This is a genomic window from Brevibacterium sp. W7.2, from assembly GCF_018137945.1.
In the GTDB taxonomy this organism is placed as follows: Bacteria; Actinomycetota; Actinomycetes; order Actinomycetales; family Brevibacteriaceae; genus Brevibacterium; species Brevibacterium sanguinis.
In genome coordinates, this window is the sequence record NZ_CP073089.1 from 3,785,143 (window position 1) to 3,803,355 (window position 18,213).

An 18,213-nucleotide genomic window follows, 5' to 3' on the forward strand; every position below is an offset into this window, starting at 1 on the left:
TCATCCGCCGAGGCCGATTCCGTCATTTGTCGCGCGCTCACCTGGCCTCCCGCGCTCACCTGGCTTCGAAGTCGCATCGATGTCCTCGCCGAGGCGGCCGACCCGAGTCCCACAGCACCCACTGTCGCGGTGGTCCCGGACGCCCCGAACCGTCGCGGTGGTCCCGAGCACCCGCAGCGTCACGTCGGTGGCGCGACCCCGTTCAGGTCAGCCCGGCGACCCCGCCGGACTCTGCGAACGCCGAGTAGAGCAGCAGCCCGGACCCGAGCGCGCACCCGACGATGACGAGACCGAAGAGCGTCAGCCATCCCCCTGCGGGCACCGACGAGCCGCGGCTGAGGATGTAAGCGTCGGACTGCTGGACGTTGCGACGGCGGGTGTGGACGCGGATGACCTTGACGAGGTCCTTGAGCGAGCCGAGGGCGAGCGCGACGCCGAGGCCCGCGACGAACACCGCGATCCACTCGAGCGGGAGGAAGACGACGAGCAGCTGCGCGGCGATCGCCGTACACACGGCGATGACGACACCGGCGACGTTGCGGATGAAGATGAGGGCGATGAGGAGGACGAGGGCGCCCAGCGACAGTGCCAGCGGTGCCCAGCCGTAGATCGCCGAGGTGATGAGGACGAGTCCGAGGACCGCGGGCGCCGGGTATCCCCAGAAGCCGGACCAGGTGGCGGAGAACCCGACCCGACCGAAGGAGTTCATCTGCCCGGAGTGGTCGAAGTTGAGTGAGATCCCGCGCACGACTCGGCCGGTCATCAGCGCGGCGAACGCGTGCCCGAGCTCGTGGACGAACGTGACGAAGAGTCCGAAGAACCGCCAGATCGCCGGCGTCATCGTGATGACGAGCGGGATGCCGAGGACGATGAGCAGCTGCGTCGGACCGAGGTCGAGGCCGTCCCCGCGCCCGAATCCCGAGGTGATCGCCTCCCACCACGTCGACACGCCCTGCTGCAGGTCCATCGTCACCTCACTCGTCCGTTGCGCAGTCCGCGCGCCGTCGTGGCGCGCGCCTGCCCCGCACCCGCACCGTCCCCGGTCCGGCCTGAGCGCTCAAGTCTAGGAAGTGACCCTGAGTGGCACGCTCAGACGATCGCCAGCTGGGACTCGGGATCGAAGAGGCGGGCCCGCGCGGGATCCGCGTCCACCCACATCCGCTCGCCGATCCGCGGCACCGCTCCCTTGGGAAGTCGAACGACGAAGGGCCTGTCGCCGAGGCTGCCCGCCGTCCCCGACGACGTGGCCTCCTCGGACGGTGACGATCCCGTTCCCGCGGTGCCGGTCAGTGCCCCGTAGACGTAGGTGTCCGAACCGAGCTCCTCGACGAGGTCGACCTCGAGTTCGAACGCCCCCTCTCCCGCCGCGGCGGGACGAAGGTCCTCCGAGCGGATGCCGAGGACCACCTCGGCGCCCGTCGCGGGAAGGCCCCTGTCGATGGGCACAGCCGCGCCGCCGACGCTGACCGCGGACTCGCCGCGGCGAGCGGGGAGGAGATTCATCGTCGGTGAGCCGATGAAGCTCGCGACGAAGAGCGAGGCGGGGTGGTCGTAGAGTTCGCGCGGGGTGCCCACCTGCTCGATGCGTCCGGCGTTCATGACGACGACGCGGTCGCCCATCGTCATCGCCTCGGTCTGATCGTGGGTGACATAGACGGTGGTGACGGCGAGTTTGCGCTGCAGGGCTGCGATCTGTGCGCGGGTCTGCACCCGCAGCTTCGCGTCGAGGTTCGACAACGGCTCGTCCATGAGGAACACCTGGGGCTGTCGCACCAGGGCTCGGCCCATCGCGACCCGCTGCCGCTGCCCGCCGGAGAGTTCGCGCGGCTTCCGGTCGAGCAGCCCGTCGAGTTCGAGCATCGCGGCCGCCGTCTCGATCTGCTCGCGTCGCTGCGCCTTCGGCATCCCCGAGTTCTTCAGCGAGAACTCGAGGTTGCCCGCCACGCTCATATGCGGATAGAGCGCATACGACTGGAACACCATGGCAACGTCGCGGTCCTTCGCCCCGATGTGAGTGACATCGGTGCCGCCGAAGGAGATCCGGCCCTCGGTGGGGTGCTCGAGTCCCGCGAGCATCCGCAGCGTCGTCGACTTCCCGCAGCCGGACGGTCCGACGAGGACGAGGAACTCCCCGTCGGCGATGTCCAGGTCGAACCCGGAGACCGCCGGCGCGTCGGCTCCGGGATAGCGGAGACTGACAGCGGTGAGCGCGACATTGACCATGGTGTTCTCATTCCTGAAAAGAGGTGTGCCTGACGAGCGGTGCGGTCACTTCAGCTTCTCCGGGACGTCGTTGTCGTAGAGGCTCTGCATCTCGTCCTGCGCGGACTGCAGCTGCTCGGTGACGTCGACGTCCGAGGTGAGGATCGTCTGCAGCGACTTCGCGATGGTCAGGTCCCCGCCGGGCAGGAGCACGCGACCGGGATCCTGGGTGCGGGTCTTCGCGAGCTGTTCGACGGCGACCTGGAACTGCGGAGTCGTCTCGTACACCGCGCCCATGTCCGCGTCGGTGCGCACCGGCAGGTACCCGGTGCCCTCGGAGAACAGCGCCGTGTTCGCGCTGTTCGTCAGGTAGTCGAGGAACATCGCCGAGGCGAGCTGCTCCTCCGGCGACGACTTCGCCGAGATCGCGACTCCGGCTCCGCCGGTCGGCACCACGGCCTCCGTCTCCGCAGGTCCGCCCGGAAGGAAGCCGACGCCGACTTCGAAGTCCGCGGTGTCGAGGATCCCCTTGAGCGACCCGGTCGATGCGAGGATCTGGCTCGTGGCACCGGCGGCGAAGTCGTCCTCCGGCGTTCCGCTCGAGACGGTCGCCCAGCCGTCCTGCGTCGAATCCTGAGCGAACTGCACGGCTTCGACCGTCTCGGGACTCGTCATCGCCGACATGTCCCACTCACTGCTCCAGCCTCCGCCGTAGCCCCACACCAGGTTGCCGAGGATCCAGGCCGGGTAGGAGTCCTCCTTCGGGTAGGCGAGCGCGGAGTTCGCGACTTCGGCCTCCTGCAGCTGCTCGGAGTTCGCCTTGACCTCGTCCCACGTCGCCGGGGCCCTGTCCTCGAGACCGGCCTCCGCGTACTGATCCTTGTTGTAGTAGAAGATCGGAGTCGACCGGGCGTAGGGCACCGCGTAGTGGGCGTCGTCGTAGAGGTAGTCGTCGTAGAGGGTCTCCTGGTACGTCGAGGTGTCGGCACCCGCTGCCTCGAGAGCCTGATCGACCGGCAGCAGCGAGTCGTTCGCGAAGTTCGTGAACCATGTCGCGTCGGAGACGACGACCATGTCGCCGACGTCATCGGAGGTCTGCGCGGTCTGGAACCTCTGCGACACCTCTTCGTAGTTCGCGCCGGCGGTGACGAGTTGGACCTCGATGCCCGACTCCTCGGTGAAGCCGGCGATGATCTCCTCCTCGATCTCCATCGAGCCGCCGGGATGGTTGGACCAGAACGTGATCGACTGGGCGGGTTCGACTCCCGAGAAGTCGACGTCGGCACCGGCGGCGGAGTCGGATCCGACGCTCGGTCCGCAGGCGCTCATCCCGAGCGCGGCAAGTCCGAGGACGGCTGTGGACAGGGTGAGGCGGGGGCTGAAGCGGGGCATTGGCTCTCCTTGGTCTCTTCTCTGGGTGGGTGGCGGGTGGAGGTCGGATTCGGGGTTCGGACGGTCTACTTCACGGCACCCTGAGTGAGGCCGGAGACGATGTGGCGCTGCAGCGCGGCGAAGACGATGAGGACGGGAACGATGACGAGGACCGCGCCGGCCATGAGGTATCCGTAGCTGCCCGTCTGCCCCTCGACCGACTGGAGGAGATTGAGGCCGACGGGCAGCGTCATGTTCTCCGGGGTGTCGGTGATGACGAGCGGCCACATGAAGGAGTTCCATTCGGTCACGATCGTCACCAGCGCCACCGTCGCGATGGCCGGCGCGGAGACCGGGACGACGATGCGCCACAGTCGCTTCCAGTGCCCGGCACCGTCGAGTTCGGCGGCCTCGAGCATGTCGACGGGCAGGGTCTTGAACTGCTGACGCAGCAGGAACGTGCCGAAGGCCGTGCCGAGTCCCGGCAGCAGGATCCCCCACAGCGTGTCCCGTCCCCCGAGGGCGGAGATCGTCAGGTAGTTCGGCAGCAGTGCGACCTCGGGCGGGACCATGAGGGCGACGAGGATGCCGAGGAAGATGACGTTCTTGAACCGCACCCTGATGAAGACGAGAGCGTAGGCTGAGGTGATCGCCAGGACCACCTTGATCACCGACCCGACCGTGGTGACGATGACGCTGTTGAGGAGGATCCGCCCGAGCGGCACCCGGTCGGCGACGGCCTCGTAGTTGCCGAGCGTCGGTTCCTGCGGCAGCAGCGTCGGCGTCAGCGTGATGATCTCACCCGGGGGCTTGAACGAGGCGATGACCATCCATGCCAGGGGCACCACGATGAGCGCGATGGCGATGAGCAGCGGCAGATAGCCGGTGAGGATCGTGTCGGCCAGATTCCGTGGGGCGAAGGCCTGACTCCACGTCGCGCGGTCCCGCTTCCGCGGGGACGGATCCTGTCGGCTCGCCGAGGTGGTCGCCCCGGTTCCGGAGGAACCGCTGCCCGCCGCCGCTCCACCGTCGCGGACAGGCGTCTCCGGTCCCGCTTCGGCGACGGTCTTCTGCGTCCTCATGAGTAGTGCACCTTCCGTTCGACGTAGCGCATCTGCACCGCCGTGATGACGAAGAGGGCGGCGAAGAGGACGACGGAGATCGCGGCGGAGTACCCGGCGCGCTGGTAGACGCCGAATCCCTGCAGGAAGAGCTCGAAGACGATCGTGTTCGTGCCGTTGCCGTTGGGTGTCATGATGCGCAGGATGTCGAAGGCCTGCATCGACGACAGGATCGTGGTGATGACGAGGAAGAACGTCGTCGGCCCCAGCAGGGGGAGGCTGATCGAGACGAACCTGCGGAGAGGACCGGCATGGTCGATCGCCGCTGCTTCGAGAAGGTCCCTGGGCAGCGACTGGAGCCCGGCCAGATACACGACGGCGCAGTAGCCGAGGTTCTTCCACACGTAGACGACGATGACCATGAGCAGGGCGAGGTCCGGGTCGAGGTACCACTCCGGGGAGTTCCGGCCGAAGAAGGCGAAGACGTGGGAGAGGAGACCGAGCTGCGGGTCGAAGATGAAGTTCCAGACCATGCCGACGCCGACCCCGGAGAGCACGTACGGGGAGAACACAGCCGTCCGGGCGACCGTCCGGCCGGGGATCTGCTTGTTGAGCACGAGGGCGAGCGCGAGACCGAGGGCCATCGAGATCACCACCGTCGAGACCGTGAAGATCAGGGTGACCCGCCACATGTCGAGGCCGGTCGGCGAGGTGAAGAGGGTGACGTAGTTGCCGAATCCGATGAAATCGGCGCTGTTCGATCCGAGTCGCCAGTCGAGCAGGGAGTAGTAGACGTTCGAGGCGAGCGGATAGTAGATGAACGCGAGGATGAGGAGGATGTTCGGACCGATGAATGCCGCGAAGATCGCCCATTCGCGGAGTCCGCGTGTGCGCTGTTCACGCTGCGCCGAGCTCGTCCGCGTCAGGCTCATCGGCATCCTCCGTCATGGTCGGGGGTCATCGGGCAACCGGACCAGTGTCGCGAGGTTGAATGAACCCCGGGCATGATCTGCTTGAACGCTGAGATGCTGGTCGGTGAATGGGCCGGGAGCGTCCGCAGACGGCTCGGGACCAGACCTCGCGCGGCACGGCTGACCTGCGGTGACACCGCCACATGGACGCAGGTCGACGCCGCGGTGAACGTGTTGCCCGTGAGTTCATCTCTGCCTTCCCGGGATCCCTGCCCGGCGCCCTGGCCCGGCAGTCCGTCCGCGACAATCCTCCCTGTCGCTTAAGATCGAAGGGAGGGGAAGTTCGCCGAGGCGGCCCCCACTGTCCGGGAACCCTGAGCTTCCGTGACTACGATGGTCACAGGCCCAGCACACGGTAAGGAGTCTCCATGCCCCGCGAGCGCGCGTTCGCCCAGGTCGATGTCTTCTCCAGCGTTCCCTATCACGGCAATCCCGTCGCCGTCGTCCTCGACGCCGAAGGCCTGAGCGACGACGAGATGGCGCAGATCGCGAACTGGACGAACCTCTCGGAGACGACGTTCGTCCTCCCGCCCACCGACGACCGCGCCGACTACCGCCTGCGCATCTTCACGAGGACCCGCGAGCTGCCCTTCGCGGGACATCCGACGCTCGGCTCCGCGGCGGCGTGGCTGCACGCGGGCGGACAGCCCCGGCGCGCGGACCGTCTCGTCCAGGAGTGCGGGGTCGGTCTCGTCGAGCTGCGCCGTGGCATCGCCGCAGACAGCTCAGGCACCGCCGCAGACAGCACAGACACAGACACCCCCGCAGATCAGCTCGCTTTCGCCGCCCCGGATCTCCTCCGGTCCGGCCCCCTCGACGAATCGTTCGTGTCCGACATCGCCGCCGCCATCGGCATCGATCGCAGCGAGATCCTCGACCACGCGTGGGTCGACAATGGTCCGGGCTGGGCTGCGGTCAGGCTCGCCTCCGCAGAGCAGGTGCTCGCGCTCACCCCCGACTTCTCGGCGATCCCGGACACGAAGCTCGGCGTCGTCGGCGCTCACCCGCACGGGTCCGACCATGAGTACGAGGTCCGCGCGTTCGTCCCCGGGGTCGGGGTGGCCGAGGATCCCGTGACCGGCAGCCTCAATGCCTCCGTCGCCCAGTGGCTGATGGGCTCGGGCCTCGTTCCGGATGCCTACACCGCGACACAGGGCACGGCGATCGGCCGTGCCGGCGTCATCTCGATCACCCGGGACGGCGACACCATTTGGGTGGGCGGCCCGACGACAGTGTGCTTCACCGGCACCGCGAACGCGTGAGGGCAGGACGATGACGAACGCACTCCGCTCGACCGATGTGCCGGTCACCGCGGTCCACGGTCGCGTCTGGTTCGGACTCCAGGCCCTCCTCGGCGCCGCATGGTGGGCAGGCGTCTTCACGATGCCCGGCGTGCGCACCGCGACCCTCGGACCGCTCGACCCCATCGTCGTCGCCGTCTTCGACATCCCCCTCTTCGTCCTCGCCTCGGCGGCCGTCGCCTTCGGAGTCCGCCTGGCGGTGTGGGTCGTCGTGCCGTGGACGATCCTCGTCGCCCTCGGCATGGCCGTCTACGCGACCGTGACCACGCAGGCCGGACTCGGCGCGGTCGCCATGATCGCAGCCGCCGTCGCCGGCGTCGTCGCCGGGTCCCTCGTCGTCTGCGGACGCGTGCCGAGCGAGCGCCTCCTCGTCGGACCGTTCGCCTTCCGCAGCTCCCGGACCGACGGTGAGAACGCGCTTCTCATGCGCACGTTCGCCCAGCTCGTGTGCTTCTGGGGCGTTTTCCTCGTCATCCTCCCGTGGATCATCAAGTCCCTCGAGGAGCGGTGGCAGCTCGACGTCAAGTTCCCCTTCCTCGTCGTCCTCGCCGGTTTCGCCCTCCTCGTCCTCGCGAGCGCGCTCGGCATCTGGTCAGCGGTGACGATGGCGCGCTACGGCGGGGGCACCCCGCTGCCGTCGGCGATGCCCAACCGCCTCGTCGACGACGGCCCGTACCGCTTCGTCCGCAATCCCATGGCCGTCGCCGGGGTCGTCCAGGGCGTGGCGATCGGCATGTTCATCGAATCGTGGCTCGTCATCGTCTACGCGATCGCCGGGTCCCTGCTGTGGAATTGGATGATCCGCCCCCATGAGGAGGCGGATCTGCGGCAGCGCTTCGGTGCCGACTTCGACGACTACAGCGCCGAGGTGGCCTGCTGGGTCCCCGGACGCCGATCCCGCTGACCTCGCCGAGGCGGCCTGATCGCCCAGGCAACCTGATCGCCGAGGCGGTCCGATCGCCGAGGCGGCCAGGTCACACCCCCGCTTCGTGCACGGTGACCGCGTAGCCGTCCGGATCGCTGAACGTGAACGTCAGACCGAACGGACTCTGGGACGGCGGTCGCAGGATCTCCACCCCCGCCTCGGCGAGTGCGTCATGGAGCTCTGCGGTGCCCACACAGCTCAGCCACAGCGCCACCCCGGTTCCCGGCCGCTCGACGGCGTCGAGATCGACACCGGGCAGCGGTTCGCGGACGGCGAAGGGGATCGGCTCAGTCGCGAAGACGACGGCGCCGGGAGGACTGGCCGGCGCTCGGGTGAGCCCGAGCCGCGTCTCGTAGAAGTCGGCGGCGTCCTCGACATCGCGCACCTGCAGGGCGACGAAATCCACTCCGTTGACGATCATGACTGCTTCCTTCCCTCACGCTCCGACGCTGCTCTCGTCACCGCGAACTCATCGGAACTGTCATATGTCAGGTTTCTGACATTCCCACCGTATGTCAGAATATTGACATGAGTCAAGAGAGTCCTCGCCTCGAATCGCTGATCGGTTATCAGCTCAAGCACCTGCAGTCTCTGCTGAAGTCGCGGATGGACGAAGTCCTCCGACCGCTCGGCCTCTCGACGCCGCAGTACGCGTGCCTCGAGCTGCTCAAGCGCAGCCCTGGCGCATCGAATTCGGAGCTCGCCCGCGGCGCGTTCGTCACCCGGCAGGCGATGAACACGCTGCTGCGCGGCCTGCAGGATCGCGACCTCGTCACCCGACCCGACACCGTCGAGTCGGGACGAGCCCGGCCGACGACGCTGACTGCCGACGGGCAGACCCTGCTCGCTCAGGCGTCGAGACTGGTCGAGGGGATCGAGGAGCGCATGGTCGCCGGCCTCGACCAGGCGGGGCGGAAGCGCCTCGGCGCGACACTCGACACCTGCATCGATGCCCTCGAGGGACCGGCCGACACCTCACAGAAGCCGCCTCACCGCACGACGTAGTCGACGGGCTCCTTCCCGGTGCGCGGGGGCCAGATGAGCATGACCAGCAGCGCGAGAGCGGCTCCGAGACCGGCGCCGAGCGTGTTCGTCACGAGGTCGCTGACGGTGCCGAACCGCGTGGGTGAGAGCAGGGTGAGCTGGGTGCCTTCGATGAGGCACGTGAAGACGAGACCCGCGACCCAGCCGATCCACCAGCGCCGCGGGCCCAGCTGCAGGGCGAGGAGGAAGCCGAACGGGACGAAGAGTCCGACGTTGGCGAGCTTCTCGAGCGTCACGTAGTCGATCCACGCCGTCGACTCGTGGGAGGCGAGGACGGCGAGGAGACGCGCGACGAACGAGTCGGGGCTCGTGTCGAGCTGCTGCGGGGTGAGCGTGACGAGCGCGATGAACGCGGTGTAGAGGATGAGCAGGCCGAGCGGCACCGTGCGCAGCCGCTGCCGGTATCCGCTCATCGTCTGCCGCCCGTCATCTGTCATCGCTGTCAACTGTCATCACTGTCATCCGTCATCACCGTCAACGATAGCGATCTCGCCGAGGCGGGACTCCCAGCCGTCTCGCCGACGCCCAGCCTCACGGGAACCGTGCGGTCAGCTCCCCGATGCGCCGACTGCGGTCCTCGATCTTCATCCGCCCGGCCGCCTCGAGCAGGCTCATGCCGTGGAGCGCACTCCAGAACACCTCGGCGGCGGTGTCGTCGCCGATCACCTCGGCGAGCACGGTGAAGGCGCCGCGCAGCTCCGGTTCGTTGTCCTCCTCGGCGAAGCGCGCACCGATCGGCTGCGCGAACATGGCCTCGTAGACGGCAGGGTGGTCCCCCGCGAAGTCGAGGTAGGCCCCGGCAAGCGCGTCGACGGCCGCGGCGTCCGCTGCCTGCTCGACCGCGGCTGCGCACCGCAGTCGCAGTTCGACGAATCCCTCGAGGGCGACCGCGCGCATGATCTCCGTCTTGCCGCCGGGGAAATGTCCGTAGAGCACCGGCTGCGAATAGCCGATCGCCTCGGCGAGACGACGCGTCGTCACCGCCGCCCACCCCTCGGCCTCAGCGCGGTCACGGGCGGCGACGAGAATCGCCGCGCGGCGCGCGGACGTCCGCGTCTCCGTCTGGTCCGCCTTCGACGACTTCGCCACCACGACTCCCTTCTTGCGCTCTCACCCGACCCGCCCTATTCTAGCAGTGCTAGATTGTCTAGCGCCGCTAGATGAAGGACTCATCATGGAACCGTTCACTGCCGTCGTCGCAATCATCGTCATCGGCCTGCTCGTCGGGATCGAGGCGGCCGTCGCCTTCGCGCTCCATCCGGTGCTCCTCCGCCTGCCGGCCGGAACTGCGATCGCCGGCCGTGCCGATGGGGCGCGCCTGCTCGGACGGACGATGCCGATCTTCTACATCGGCTCGCTCGTCGTCACTGTCGTGCTCTCAGTGCTCCTGAGGGGACGGCCGGAAGCCGCCCTGTTCGGCGTCGCGGCAGCGCTGCTCGTCGTCAGCGTCGTCATGTCCACCGCCCTCCTCGTGCCGATCAACAACCGAACGAAGGCGTGGACGGCCGAGGACCACCCGGACGACTGGCGCGCGCAGATGCGGCGCTGGGACCGCCTCCACGTCGTCCGCGTCGCCGTCATCGTCGCCGCTTTCGCCCTCGTGGCGAGCGCGGCGACGATGCTCTGACGCGGCCGGCCTCAGGAAGACACAGCTTCAGCGGCGCTGAGCGAGGCGATGTCGATGACGGCGCGGAAGTAGACCTCACCGGCGACGACGCGGTCGTAGGTCGAGTCCGCCTCGGCGATGTCGATCGTCTCGATCTGGGCGGCGATGCCGTGCTCGGCGCAGAAGTCGAGCATCTCCTGGGTCTCGGCGATGCCGCCGATGTTCGACCCGGCGAGCACCTTGCCGCCGCCGATGAGCGATCCGAAGGAGAGCTCCTGCTTGGTCGGCGGCAGTCCGACGACGGCCATGACACCGCGTGGTGCGAGCAGACGCAGGTACCGATCGACGGGGATGTCGGCGCTGATCGTGTTGAGGATGAGGTCGAACTCGCCGCGGTGCTCGGAGAAGAAGTCCTCGTCGGTCGTCGCGAGCATCCGCTGCGCCCCGAGGTCGATGGCGAGCTGCTCCTTCTTGCGGCTCCGGGACAGCACGGTGACCTCGGCGCCCATGGCCGCCGCGATCTGGACGCCCATGTGCCCGAGACCGCCGAGCCCGAGGACGGCGACCTTCTTCGGCGCTCCGGCCTTCTTCTCGCCCGCGCCCCAGCGGTTGAGCGGCGCGTAGGTCGTGATGCCGGCGCAGAGCAGCGGGGCGGCCACGTCGAAGTCGAGGCCGTCGGGGATGCGGAGGACGAAGCGCTCGTTGACGACGACCTTCTCCGCATACCCACCCTGGGTGATGGTGCCGTCGACGTCGGTCGAGTTGTACGTGCCGACGTTGCCGCGCAGGCAGTTCTGCTCCTGGTCGGCGAGGCATTCGACGCATTCGCCGCACGAGTCGACGAGGCAGCCGACCCCTACGCGGTCGCCGACCTTCCAGTCGGTGACGTCCGCGCCGACGGCGGAGACGACTCCGGCGATCTCGTGGCCGACGACGAGCGGGAAGTCGACCTCGCCCCATTCATTGCGGACGGTGTGGATGTCGCTGTGGCAGATGCCGGCGGCTCGGATGTCGATGACGACGTCGTCGGGACGCGGGTCGCGGCGCTCGATCTCCGCGACGCGGAAGGGCTCCTCGGGCCCGGTCTTCTGCAGTGCCTTGACGGTGATTGCCATGGGTGACCTCCGGTGTGTGCAGCGGCGTGTTGCTGATCTGGGGACACCCTACATCGTGCCCCTGACGTGACGATGACCGCCGGTCGGACACCAGGTGCCTTGTCACTTCGCGGCGGCGCGCTCTCCGATCGTCATCTCGAGCGGGAAGTCGACGGGAGCGTCGCCGAAGAGCAGTCGTCCCGCCGAGGCGGCCGCCTCCCTGATCGCCTCGGCCGCAGCGTCGGCCTGCGCTGCCGGCGCGTGGACGATGACCTCGTCGTGGAGGAAGAAGACGAGGTGGGCGCGCCCGGCGAACACCGGTCCGGAGGCGTCCGCCCGCCCCTCGTCGAGCTCCGGGAGACGCGCGAGGCGCAGACGCAGATCGGCGAGCCACGCGAGGGCCCATTCCGCGGCGGTGCCCTGCACGACGAAGTTGCGGGTGAAGCGCCCCCAGTCCCCTGCGGCCCGCCTCGCCCGGTTCTCATCGGCCGGGGTCGCATCGAACGCATTCGCCTGCGCCTGCACCTGCCGCCAGCCGTCACTCGGCGCCGGGGACGACCGTCCCAGCCAGGTGGTGACGATCCCGCCGCGCAGTCCCGCCTCGGCGGCGGTGTCGACGAGGCGCATCGCCGCAGGGAACGAGGTGCGCAGGCGGGGGACGAGCCGGCCGGCCTCCCCCGTCGTCGATCCGTACATCGCCCCGAGGACGGCGATCTTCGCCTCCTGCCGGGTCGCGACGATCCCCTCGTCGACGAGTCCCGAGTAGAGGTCGCGCCCGCGCCCGGCCTCGGCCATCGCCCGGTCGCCGGACATCGCGGCGAGCGCCCGGGGCTCGAGCTGGGAGACGTCGGCGGAGATGAGGGTCCACCCGTCGTCGGCTCGCAGTGCCGGGCGCAGCTGCCGGGGGATCTGCAGAGCCCCACCGCCGCTGGCCGCCCAGCGACCGGTGACGACGCCGCCGGGCACGTAGACGGGACGATACCGGCCCTCGCTCACCCATTCGGCGAGCCAGTGCCAGCCGTTGGCCGAGAGCAGCCGGCCCATCCTCTTGTAGCGCAGCAGCGGTTCGATCGCCGGATGGTCGGATTCGGCGAGCTCCCACTTCGACGTCGAGGACACGTTGATCCCGGCGTTGCGCAGGGAGGCGAGCAGGCGGGTCGGGGAATCGAGGTTCGCGCGGGGATCGTCGAGGGCGGCCCGGACCTCCTCGGCGACGGCGAGCATCTTCGCCGGCTTCGCGCCCGCAGCCGGCTTCTCGCCGAGGAGGTCCGTGAGGATCCGCTCATGCTCGGTGACGTCCCACGGCACTCCGGCCGCGTGTAGCTCCGCGGCGACGAGGCCGCCGGCCGATTCCGCGGCGAGCAGGAGGCGCAGTCGTCCCGGGTCGGTCGCGGTCGTCAGCGCCGCCTGCTGCCGGGCGAATTCGGCGAGGGCGGCGTCGATGTCATGGGGCACCTCCTTCGGGCGCCCGCGCCCGCCGGTGACGTCGAAGAGGGTCTCCGCCTGCCCGACGGCAGGGGCGGTGACGGGTCCGGCATCCCACTCCGCGGCGGCCCGCAGCGCCGTGGGCTCGGTGACGAGTTCGGAGCGGACGAGGATCGCATGAGCGAGCCTGAGGTCGTGGGCGCGGTCGATGCGCACCCCGGCCGCAAGCAGTGCCGGGGACCACTTGGGGGTGTCGCTGAGCACCCACCTCGGCGCAGGGGCAGGGCGCGCGCCGAGGTCATCGGGCGATCGAGCACTGCGCTCACGGGCACGGACGAGGTCGGGAAGGGCCGCCTCGGCGAGGTCGGTTCGGGCGATCTCCGCCCCGGACGCGTCGAGATCGACGACGGTGACCATGCCGTCGTCGCCCGGGCCCGCCTGTTCGTCGCGGCGCGCGGCACCGATGACGGACCACGCGATCGACGGCGCGGTCTCACTCGGCATGGGTCAACCCTACTGCGCGCCGCTGACACGGGGATCGCACACCGCCTCGGCGAGAGCTGACTAGACCTCGCCGGGGAGGAGCACCGAGGTCCCCGATTCTCCCCGGATGACGATGAGCCCCGATTCGATCCGCAGCTCCGAGAACCCCAGCGGCCAGGAGGCGACCTGTTCGCCGGCGTCGTCGATGAGGACGAGTCCGTCGGGAGTGCCGGGGAAGAGGAGCAGCGAGCCGTCGGCGCTCACACCCTGGAGAATGATGAGGCTGTCGGGCAGCTCGGCGATCTCACCGGAGCGCGTGAAGATGCGGCGTGCGGCGTCCTCGGTGAGCGCGGGGGTCCCCGTCGCATCGACGCCGACGACGGTGCCGGCCTGCCGGTGGTCGGACAGGGGGAACGTCACGCCCTGACGGGGCTCTGGGACGAAGGTGTACTGCGAGACGCCCGTCGTGCGGTCGACCTCGCGGCCGTCGAGGTCGACGAAGGCGTACTCGGGGTCGGTCTCCTGGATCTTCTCGACATATCCGTCGCTGGCCCACGTGATCCAGTCGGGCCGGGTGACGGCGGTCGACAGCCTCTCCTCGCCGGATTCGAGGTCGAGAACGGTGATCCGCTTGCCCCGCTGGTTCGTCACCCCGAGGAGATCGTCGGCGAGGACGGTCACCTCGGAGCCGGCCGCGACGGGACTGCGCCACACCTCGCTCCCCTTCTTCTCGCCTGTGCCCATGTCGAGTCCGACGAGGTCCTCGACGCCCGTCCGGACGACGACGCGGGTGCCGGCCCAGGCCACCGGCTGAGCGCTCGCGACCTCGGGTCCCAACCCCAGGGCCTGCCGCTCGGTTCCCGTGGCCGGATCGACGAGGCTCCAGGCGCGCATCCCCGATTGCCACCGGCTCCCGACGACGACCGTCGCCGCGGACGCGGCAGGGACCGACGAGTCCGGGTCCCCGGGCAGCAGCGCTTCCTGCCCGCAGGTCGCATCGTCGATCTCCCAGAGGATCTGACCGCCGCGCAGCTGTCTGCCCATCACTGTCGAGTCCCCGCCGATCCCGCGCTCGACTTCGATCGCCATGTCGTCGGTCACCGCGCAGACCTCGTTCGCCGTCGCGTACTGCGCGACGAATCCGGCCGCGTACGCATCAGTGAGCCACGCGCCCTTGTCACCCTGCGGGCTCAGCTGCACCTGCGCCTCGGGCGGCAGGTCCGGATCGTCTTGCGTCGAGGCTGTGCAGGCGGTCAGTGTCAGACCGAGCACGGCGGCGAGCGCGATTGCGGCGGAACGAATCGAGGTCATGGAAGCGAATCTATGCGCGGTCGCGGCCCGAGGGGTGCTCATCCTGTTCCGGTTCGGCAACAGCCGGGTCGGGAGCTGGGGCCCTGCATCCGGGGCTGGGGCGAGTCATCCGAGGGCGAGCGCGGACGCGAGCGCGAGAACCGACAGCGTCGACGTCAGCGTGCGCGCGAGGTTCGCGCGGTTCCACCGGGTTTCGAAGGTCACCCGAGCCGCCGTGTGGTCCGCCGGGGTGAGGATCGGCGCCCGGTCGAGACCCTGGTTGAGGGGGACACTGACGGTGGCGGTGATGAGGAAGGAGACCACCGAGGCGGCCGCCCCGATCCACAGCAGCGCCATTCCCGCCGGGTCGGAGGCGATTCCGAGCTCTCCCGGTTCGACCCCGATCCTCAGCGTGCCCGTCACGGCAGCGGCCACCGCGGTGAGAGGGGCGCCGACGAAGACGACGAGGAATGTCGGGCGGAGGATCACTGAGTTGATCGCACGGAATCCGCGGACGAACTCTCCGTCGTCGAGTCTCCGATAGGCGGGCGAGATCGCGCAGACGAACGCGAAGAACAGCCCGGCGAGCAGTCCGTTCGTCAGCGTCGCCGCCGCGAGGAGTTCGGTGATCATGAGGACACCGGTGATCATGACGGAGCGTCCGCGTCGGAAGCGTGGCCGACGAGTTCCGCGATCGTCTCCTCGACCGTCGTCGTCACCGTGATGCGCCGGTCGCCCCGCGGAGCGAGGAGTCCCGCGGCATCGGCTCGGTAGAGCTCGGCGAGACTGTCGGCGACGTGGGGCGCGAACCCGGCCGCGGTGAGCCCGGGCGCCCACGCGGGCTCGGGGACGATCTCGACGGTGAGCGCGCGACCGAGGGCACGACCGAGCACCTCGGCGACCTCCCGTTCGGACCGGGAAGGCCCGATGATGTCGACGGCCTCGCTCGACGGCGGCGGGGCGAGCAGTGCGCGGGCGGCGACCGCCCCGAGGTCACGGGTCGCGACCATCGGCACGGGCGCCTCGGCGGTGGGCGCGAACACGGGGTAGGTGCCGGTCTCCCGGGCGAGGTCGATGACGTCGGAGACCTTCTCCTGGAAGTGGCCGGACCGGAGGGCCGTCAGCGTCGTACCGGTCTCGCCCAGTGCCCGTTCGAGACGGTGGAGTCCGGTGATCGGGCCGGTGCCCGCGGCGAGGTCGGCGCCGCCCGAGGAGAGCATGACGACGTGGGGAACACCCGCCTCGGCGACGGCCCCGGCGATCGCGTCGCTCAGCAGCTCGGCATGGGCGTCGAGGTCAGCGGCGCCGAGGTCGAACGGCAGCAGAGCGAAGAACCCTGCGGCCCCGGTCAGGGCGGCAGTCAGCCCCGCGCGGTCGGTGAGGTCGACCGTCGCGATCTCGGCTCCGGCCTTACGCCACGGTGCGGCGTCGGCCTCCCGGCGGACGAGGACGCGGACCTCGGCGCCGGCGTCAATGAGGGTGTGGGCGGTGGCCGATCCGACGCGTCCGGTGGCTCCTGCGATGACGAACATGGTGGACTCCTTCTCTACTGCTTCTCTACTACGGTGGTTGATCTGTTGGAGTGGCTGATCTGTCTGCCTCTCCGACGCTACGGACGTCATCTCGGACACTCCATGCCCGAACGGCCGCACTTCTTGCCCGATCGTCCGAACGAGTCGGTTGATCGAACCGAGCCCTGGTCGCCGCGGGCGGGCTGTGACACGATGCCGACATGATGAGCGCACCGAAGAACGCCGCACCCGCGACGGGGGCACCGGGGACGCGAGCACCGCAGAGACGATCGGCGGCCGGTCGGGCTGTTGAGGCGCCCGGCGGCGAGGATCGGCTCGCCCGGGTGCTCGGCACCCTGCGGATGCGCTCGACGTTCTGCTCCCACTCCGAGTTCGGTGACCCGTGGTCGCTCGAGATGCCCGCGATCGCCGACTCCGTGAGCTTCCACGTCCTCATCGCCGGGTCGTGCTGGCTGCGCCTGCCCGGGGAGGACGCCGTCGAGCTCGCCGCCGGTGACCTCGCGCTCGTCCCGCACGGGCGCGGTCACGATCTCCTCAGCGATCCCGCGGCCCCGCGCGGACCGCGCGTCGATCTCCTGCCGCAGGAGTACCTCGGCGAGAGCTACTCCGTCCTCCGGTACGGGGGCGCGGGCCCGACGACGCGGCTGATCTGCGGGATCGTCGGTTTCGATGATCCGGCCGCCCGGCAGCTCGTCCGCAGCCTGCCGGCGATCCTGCGGGTCAGCGGGGATGAGGCGGGCGTCGCCTCCTCGGTGCGCGACACCCTCCGGCTCATCGCCGCCGAGCTCGCGCATCCGCAGCCGGGAGCGGAGACCGTGGCGACGCGGTTGGCCGATGTCCTCGTCGTCCAGGCGATCCGGTCGTGGATGAACTCCGACGCCGAGGCGGGCGCCGGGTGGCTGCGCTCCCTGCGGGATGAGCGCATCGGCCGGGTCATCGAGGCGATCCATGACGGCCCCGGTGAGGAGTGGACGCTCGAGCGCCTCGCACGGGTTGCGGGGATGTCGCGATCCTCATTCAGCGCCCGGTTCACCGACCTCGTCGGCGAGGCCCCGATCGCCTACCTCACGCGGTGGCGGATGGCCATCGCCCAGTCGCGGCTGCGGGACACCGAGGTCACGGCGGCGACGCTCGCGGGCGACCTCGGCTACCGCTCGGAGGCCGCGTTCAACCGCGCGTTCACCCGAATCGTCGGGTCGACCCCGGGCGCGGTGCGACGACAGAGGTTGCAGGGAGCGGCGGAGCGCGATGTCGAACCGCTCTCATGAGTGCGCGACAGGTTGTGACCAGTCGAGTTGTGGCCAGTTGAAACTGAGATGGCCAGTACCGGACCTGGCCATCTCAGTTTCGACTGGCGCACACGCTCGCGGGACGGGTGATGTGCGGGGCGGACAGGAAGCAGGCATGCGAAGAGCCCCTCACCTGACCCTGATCGGGCCGGTGAGGGGCTCATGTTCGCTGGTGCGCGAGGGGGGACTTGAACCCCCACGACCTTGCGATCACTGGCACCTGAAGCCAGCGCGTCTACCAATTCCGCCACTCGCGCGAACAAGAGAAGACTTTATCATCGCCGCGCGGATTTCAAGAAACTCAGAGGGCCCGTGAACCCGCGAAATCAGGCGAAATCGACCGAAATCCCCGCAGAAACCTCCGAAAAGTGGCGACCTTCACACTTTCGCCACCGCGATGCCGCCGCACCCCGCCACCGCGATGCCCCCGCACCCCGCCGCCGCGCCCCAACGCAGCCCTCGACTCCCCCGTCACTGCCGGACCGCTCAACGCGTCCTGCCAGGCTGAACGCGCACAGTGAATCCCCGCCGAGGTGCGCCCCGAGATCGCGCAGGACGTGAGATGAGAGCGCCTCCGCGTTAGGATTGGGTGTTGGTGTACCCGAAACGGCGCCTCGCG

18 protein-coding genes and 1 tRNA gene are annotated in these 18,213 nt (G+C 69.4%); 5 read left to right on the forward strand and 14 right to left on the reverse strand.

Going from position 1 to position 18,213, the window contains the following annotated elements:
• Positions 1-202 precede the first annotated feature (202 nt).
• The 5 genes from J9315_RS17015 to J9315_RS17035 all read right to left on the reverse strand — a co-directional run bounded on the left by J9315_RS17015 (position 203) and on the right by J9315_RS17035 (position 5,566).
• On the reverse strand, positions 203-967 hold the full coding sequence (locus J9315_RS17015) for a M50 family metallopeptidase (protein WP_211978468.1): 765 nt from the start codon (positions 965-967) through the stop codon (positions 203-205).
• Between the two features lie 122 nt (positions 968-1,089).
• On the reverse strand, positions 1,090-2,223 hold the full coding sequence (ugpC, locus tag J9315_RS17020) for a sn-glycerol-3-phosphate ABC transporter ATP-binding protein UgpC (RefSeq protein WP_211978469.1): 1,134 nt from the start codon (positions 2,221-2,223) through the stop codon (positions 1,090-1,092).
• 45 nt (positions 2,224-2,268) lie between these two features.
• A complete protein-coding gene (locus tag J9315_RS17025; protein WP_211978470.1) occupies positions 2,269-3,594 on the reverse strand; it encodes an ABC transporter substrate-binding protein in 1,326 nt (441 codons plus the stop codon).
• Positions 3,595-3,659: 65 nt separating this feature from the next.
• The gene (locus J9315_RS17030; protein ID WP_211978471.1) at positions 3,660-4,655 is read right to left on the reverse strand and encodes a carbohydrate ABC transporter permease; all 996 of its coding nucleotides are present in this window, start codon (positions 4,653-4,655) and stop codon (positions 3,660-3,662) included.
• The gene (locus J9315_RS17035) at positions 4,652-5,566 is read right to left on the reverse strand and encodes a sugar ABC transporter permease (RefSeq protein WP_211978472.1); all 915 of its coding nucleotides are present in this window, start codon (positions 5,564-5,566) and stop codon (positions 4,652-4,654) included. Before J9315_RS17035 ends, J9315_RS17030 begins: the two co-directional genes overlap by 4 nt.
• Before the next feature lie 407 nt (positions 5,567-5,973).
• Here J9315_RS17035 and J9315_RS17040 point away from each other — a divergent pair, with 407 nt between their 5' ends.
• Both J9315_RS17040 and J9315_RS17045 read left to right on the forward strand, forming a co-directional pair.
• On the forward strand, positions 5,974-6,867 hold the full coding sequence (locus J9315_RS17040; protein ID WP_211978473.1) for a PhzF family phenazine biosynthesis protein: 894 nt from the start codon (positions 5,974-5,976) through the stop codon (positions 6,865-6,867).
• 10 nt (positions 6,868-6,877) lie between these two features.
• Positions 6,878-7,810 (forward strand): methyltransferase, encoded by a 933-nt coding sequence (locus tag J9315_RS17045; protein ID WP_211978474.1) that lies wholly within the window; start codon positions 6,878-6,880, stop codon positions 7,808-7,810.
• 70 nt (positions 7,811-7,880) lie between these two features.
• On the opposite strand, the gene J9315_RS17050 is transcribed toward J9315_RS17045, so the two are convergent.
• The gene (locus tag J9315_RS17050) at positions 7,881-8,252 is read right to left on the reverse strand and encodes a VOC family protein (RefSeq protein ID WP_211978475.1); all 372 of its coding nucleotides are present in this window, start codon (positions 8,250-8,252) and stop codon (positions 7,881-7,883) included.
• Positions 8,253-8,359: 107 nt separating this feature from the next.
• Between J9315_RS17050 and J9315_RS17055 the strand changes: the two genes are divergently transcribed.
• Entirely contained in the window at positions 8,360-8,836 is a 477-nt protein-coding gene (locus tag J9315_RS17055) for a MarR family transcriptional regulator (RefSeq protein ID WP_211978476.1), read from the forward strand.
• Here the strand turns inward: J9315_RS17055 and J9315_RS17060 are convergent.
• Positions 8,821-9,312, reverse strand: a complete 492-nt coding sequence (locus tag J9315_RS17060) for a VanZ family protein (RefSeq protein ID WP_249120960.1) — start codon at positions 9,310-9,312, stop codon at positions 8,821-8,823. The genes J9315_RS17055 and J9315_RS17060 overlap by 16 nt on opposite strands.
• A gap of 94 nt (positions 9,313-9,406) precedes the next feature.
• Entirely contained in the window at positions 9,407-9,964 is a 558-nt protein-coding gene (locus tag J9315_RS17065; protein ID WP_211978477.1) for a TetR/AcrR family transcriptional regulator, read from the reverse strand.
• 85 nt (positions 9,965-10,049) lie between these two features.
• Here J9315_RS17065 and J9315_RS17070 point away from each other — a divergent pair, with 85 nt between their 5' ends.
• Positions 10,050-10,502 carry a DUF1772 domain-containing protein gene (locus tag J9315_RS17070; protein WP_211978478.1) on the forward strand — a complete coding sequence of 151 codons (453 nt, stop codon included), beginning with the start codon at positions 10,050-10,052 and terminating at the stop codon, positions 10,500-10,502.
• A gap of 11 nt (positions 10,503-10,513) precedes the next feature.
• Here the strand turns inward: J9315_RS17070 and J9315_RS17075 are convergent, their stop codons facing one another.
• From J9315_RS17075 to J9315_RS17095, 5 genes are all read right to left on the reverse strand, one after another.
• Positions 10,514-11,596, reverse strand: coding sequence for an NAD(P)-dependent alcohol dehydrogenase (locus J9315_RS17075; protein WP_211978479.1), 1,083 nt, complete (start codon positions 11,594-11,596; stop codon positions 10,514-10,516).
• A 102-nt stretch (positions 11,597-11,698) separates the two neighbouring features.
• Entirely contained in the window at positions 11,699-13,504 is a 1,806-nt protein-coding gene (locus J9315_RS17080; protein ID WP_211978480.1) for a bifunctional 3'-5' exonuclease/DNA polymerase, read from the reverse strand.
• A 60-nt stretch (positions 13,505-13,564) separates the two neighbouring features.
• Positions 13,565-14,794: a hypothetical protein gene (locus J9315_RS17085; protein ID WP_211978481.1), complete on the reverse strand. Its 1,230-nt coding sequence runs from the start codon at positions 14,792-14,794 to the stop codon at positions 13,565-13,567.
• 105 nt (positions 14,795-14,899) lie between these two features.
• The gene (locus tag J9315_RS17090; protein ID WP_211978482.1) at positions 14,900-15,424 is read right to left on the reverse strand and encodes an anthrone oxygenase family protein; all 525 of its coding nucleotides are present in this window, start codon (positions 15,422-15,424) and stop codon (positions 14,900-14,902) included.
• The gene (locus J9315_RS17095) at positions 15,421-16,305 is read right to left on the reverse strand and encodes an NmrA family NAD(P)-binding protein (protein WP_211978483.1); all 885 of its coding nucleotides are present in this window, start codon (positions 16,303-16,305) and stop codon (positions 15,421-15,423) included. The genes J9315_RS17090 and J9315_RS17095 overlap by 4 nt, the downstream gene beginning before the upstream one ends.
• A gap of 200 nt (positions 16,306-16,505) precedes the next feature.
• Here J9315_RS17095 and J9315_RS17100 point away from each other — a divergent pair, with 200 nt between their 5' ends.
• Positions 16,506-17,573, forward strand: a complete 1,068-nt coding sequence (locus tag J9315_RS17100) for an AraC family transcriptional regulator (protein WP_249120961.1) — start codon at positions 16,506-16,508, stop codon at positions 17,571-17,573.
• Between the two features lie 191 nt (positions 17,574-17,764).
• Here the strand turns inward: J9315_RS17100 and J9315_RS17105 are convergent.
• Positions 17,765-17,851, reverse strand: a tRNA-Leu gene (locus J9315_RS17105).
• Positions 17,852-18,213 lie beyond the last annotated feature (362 nt).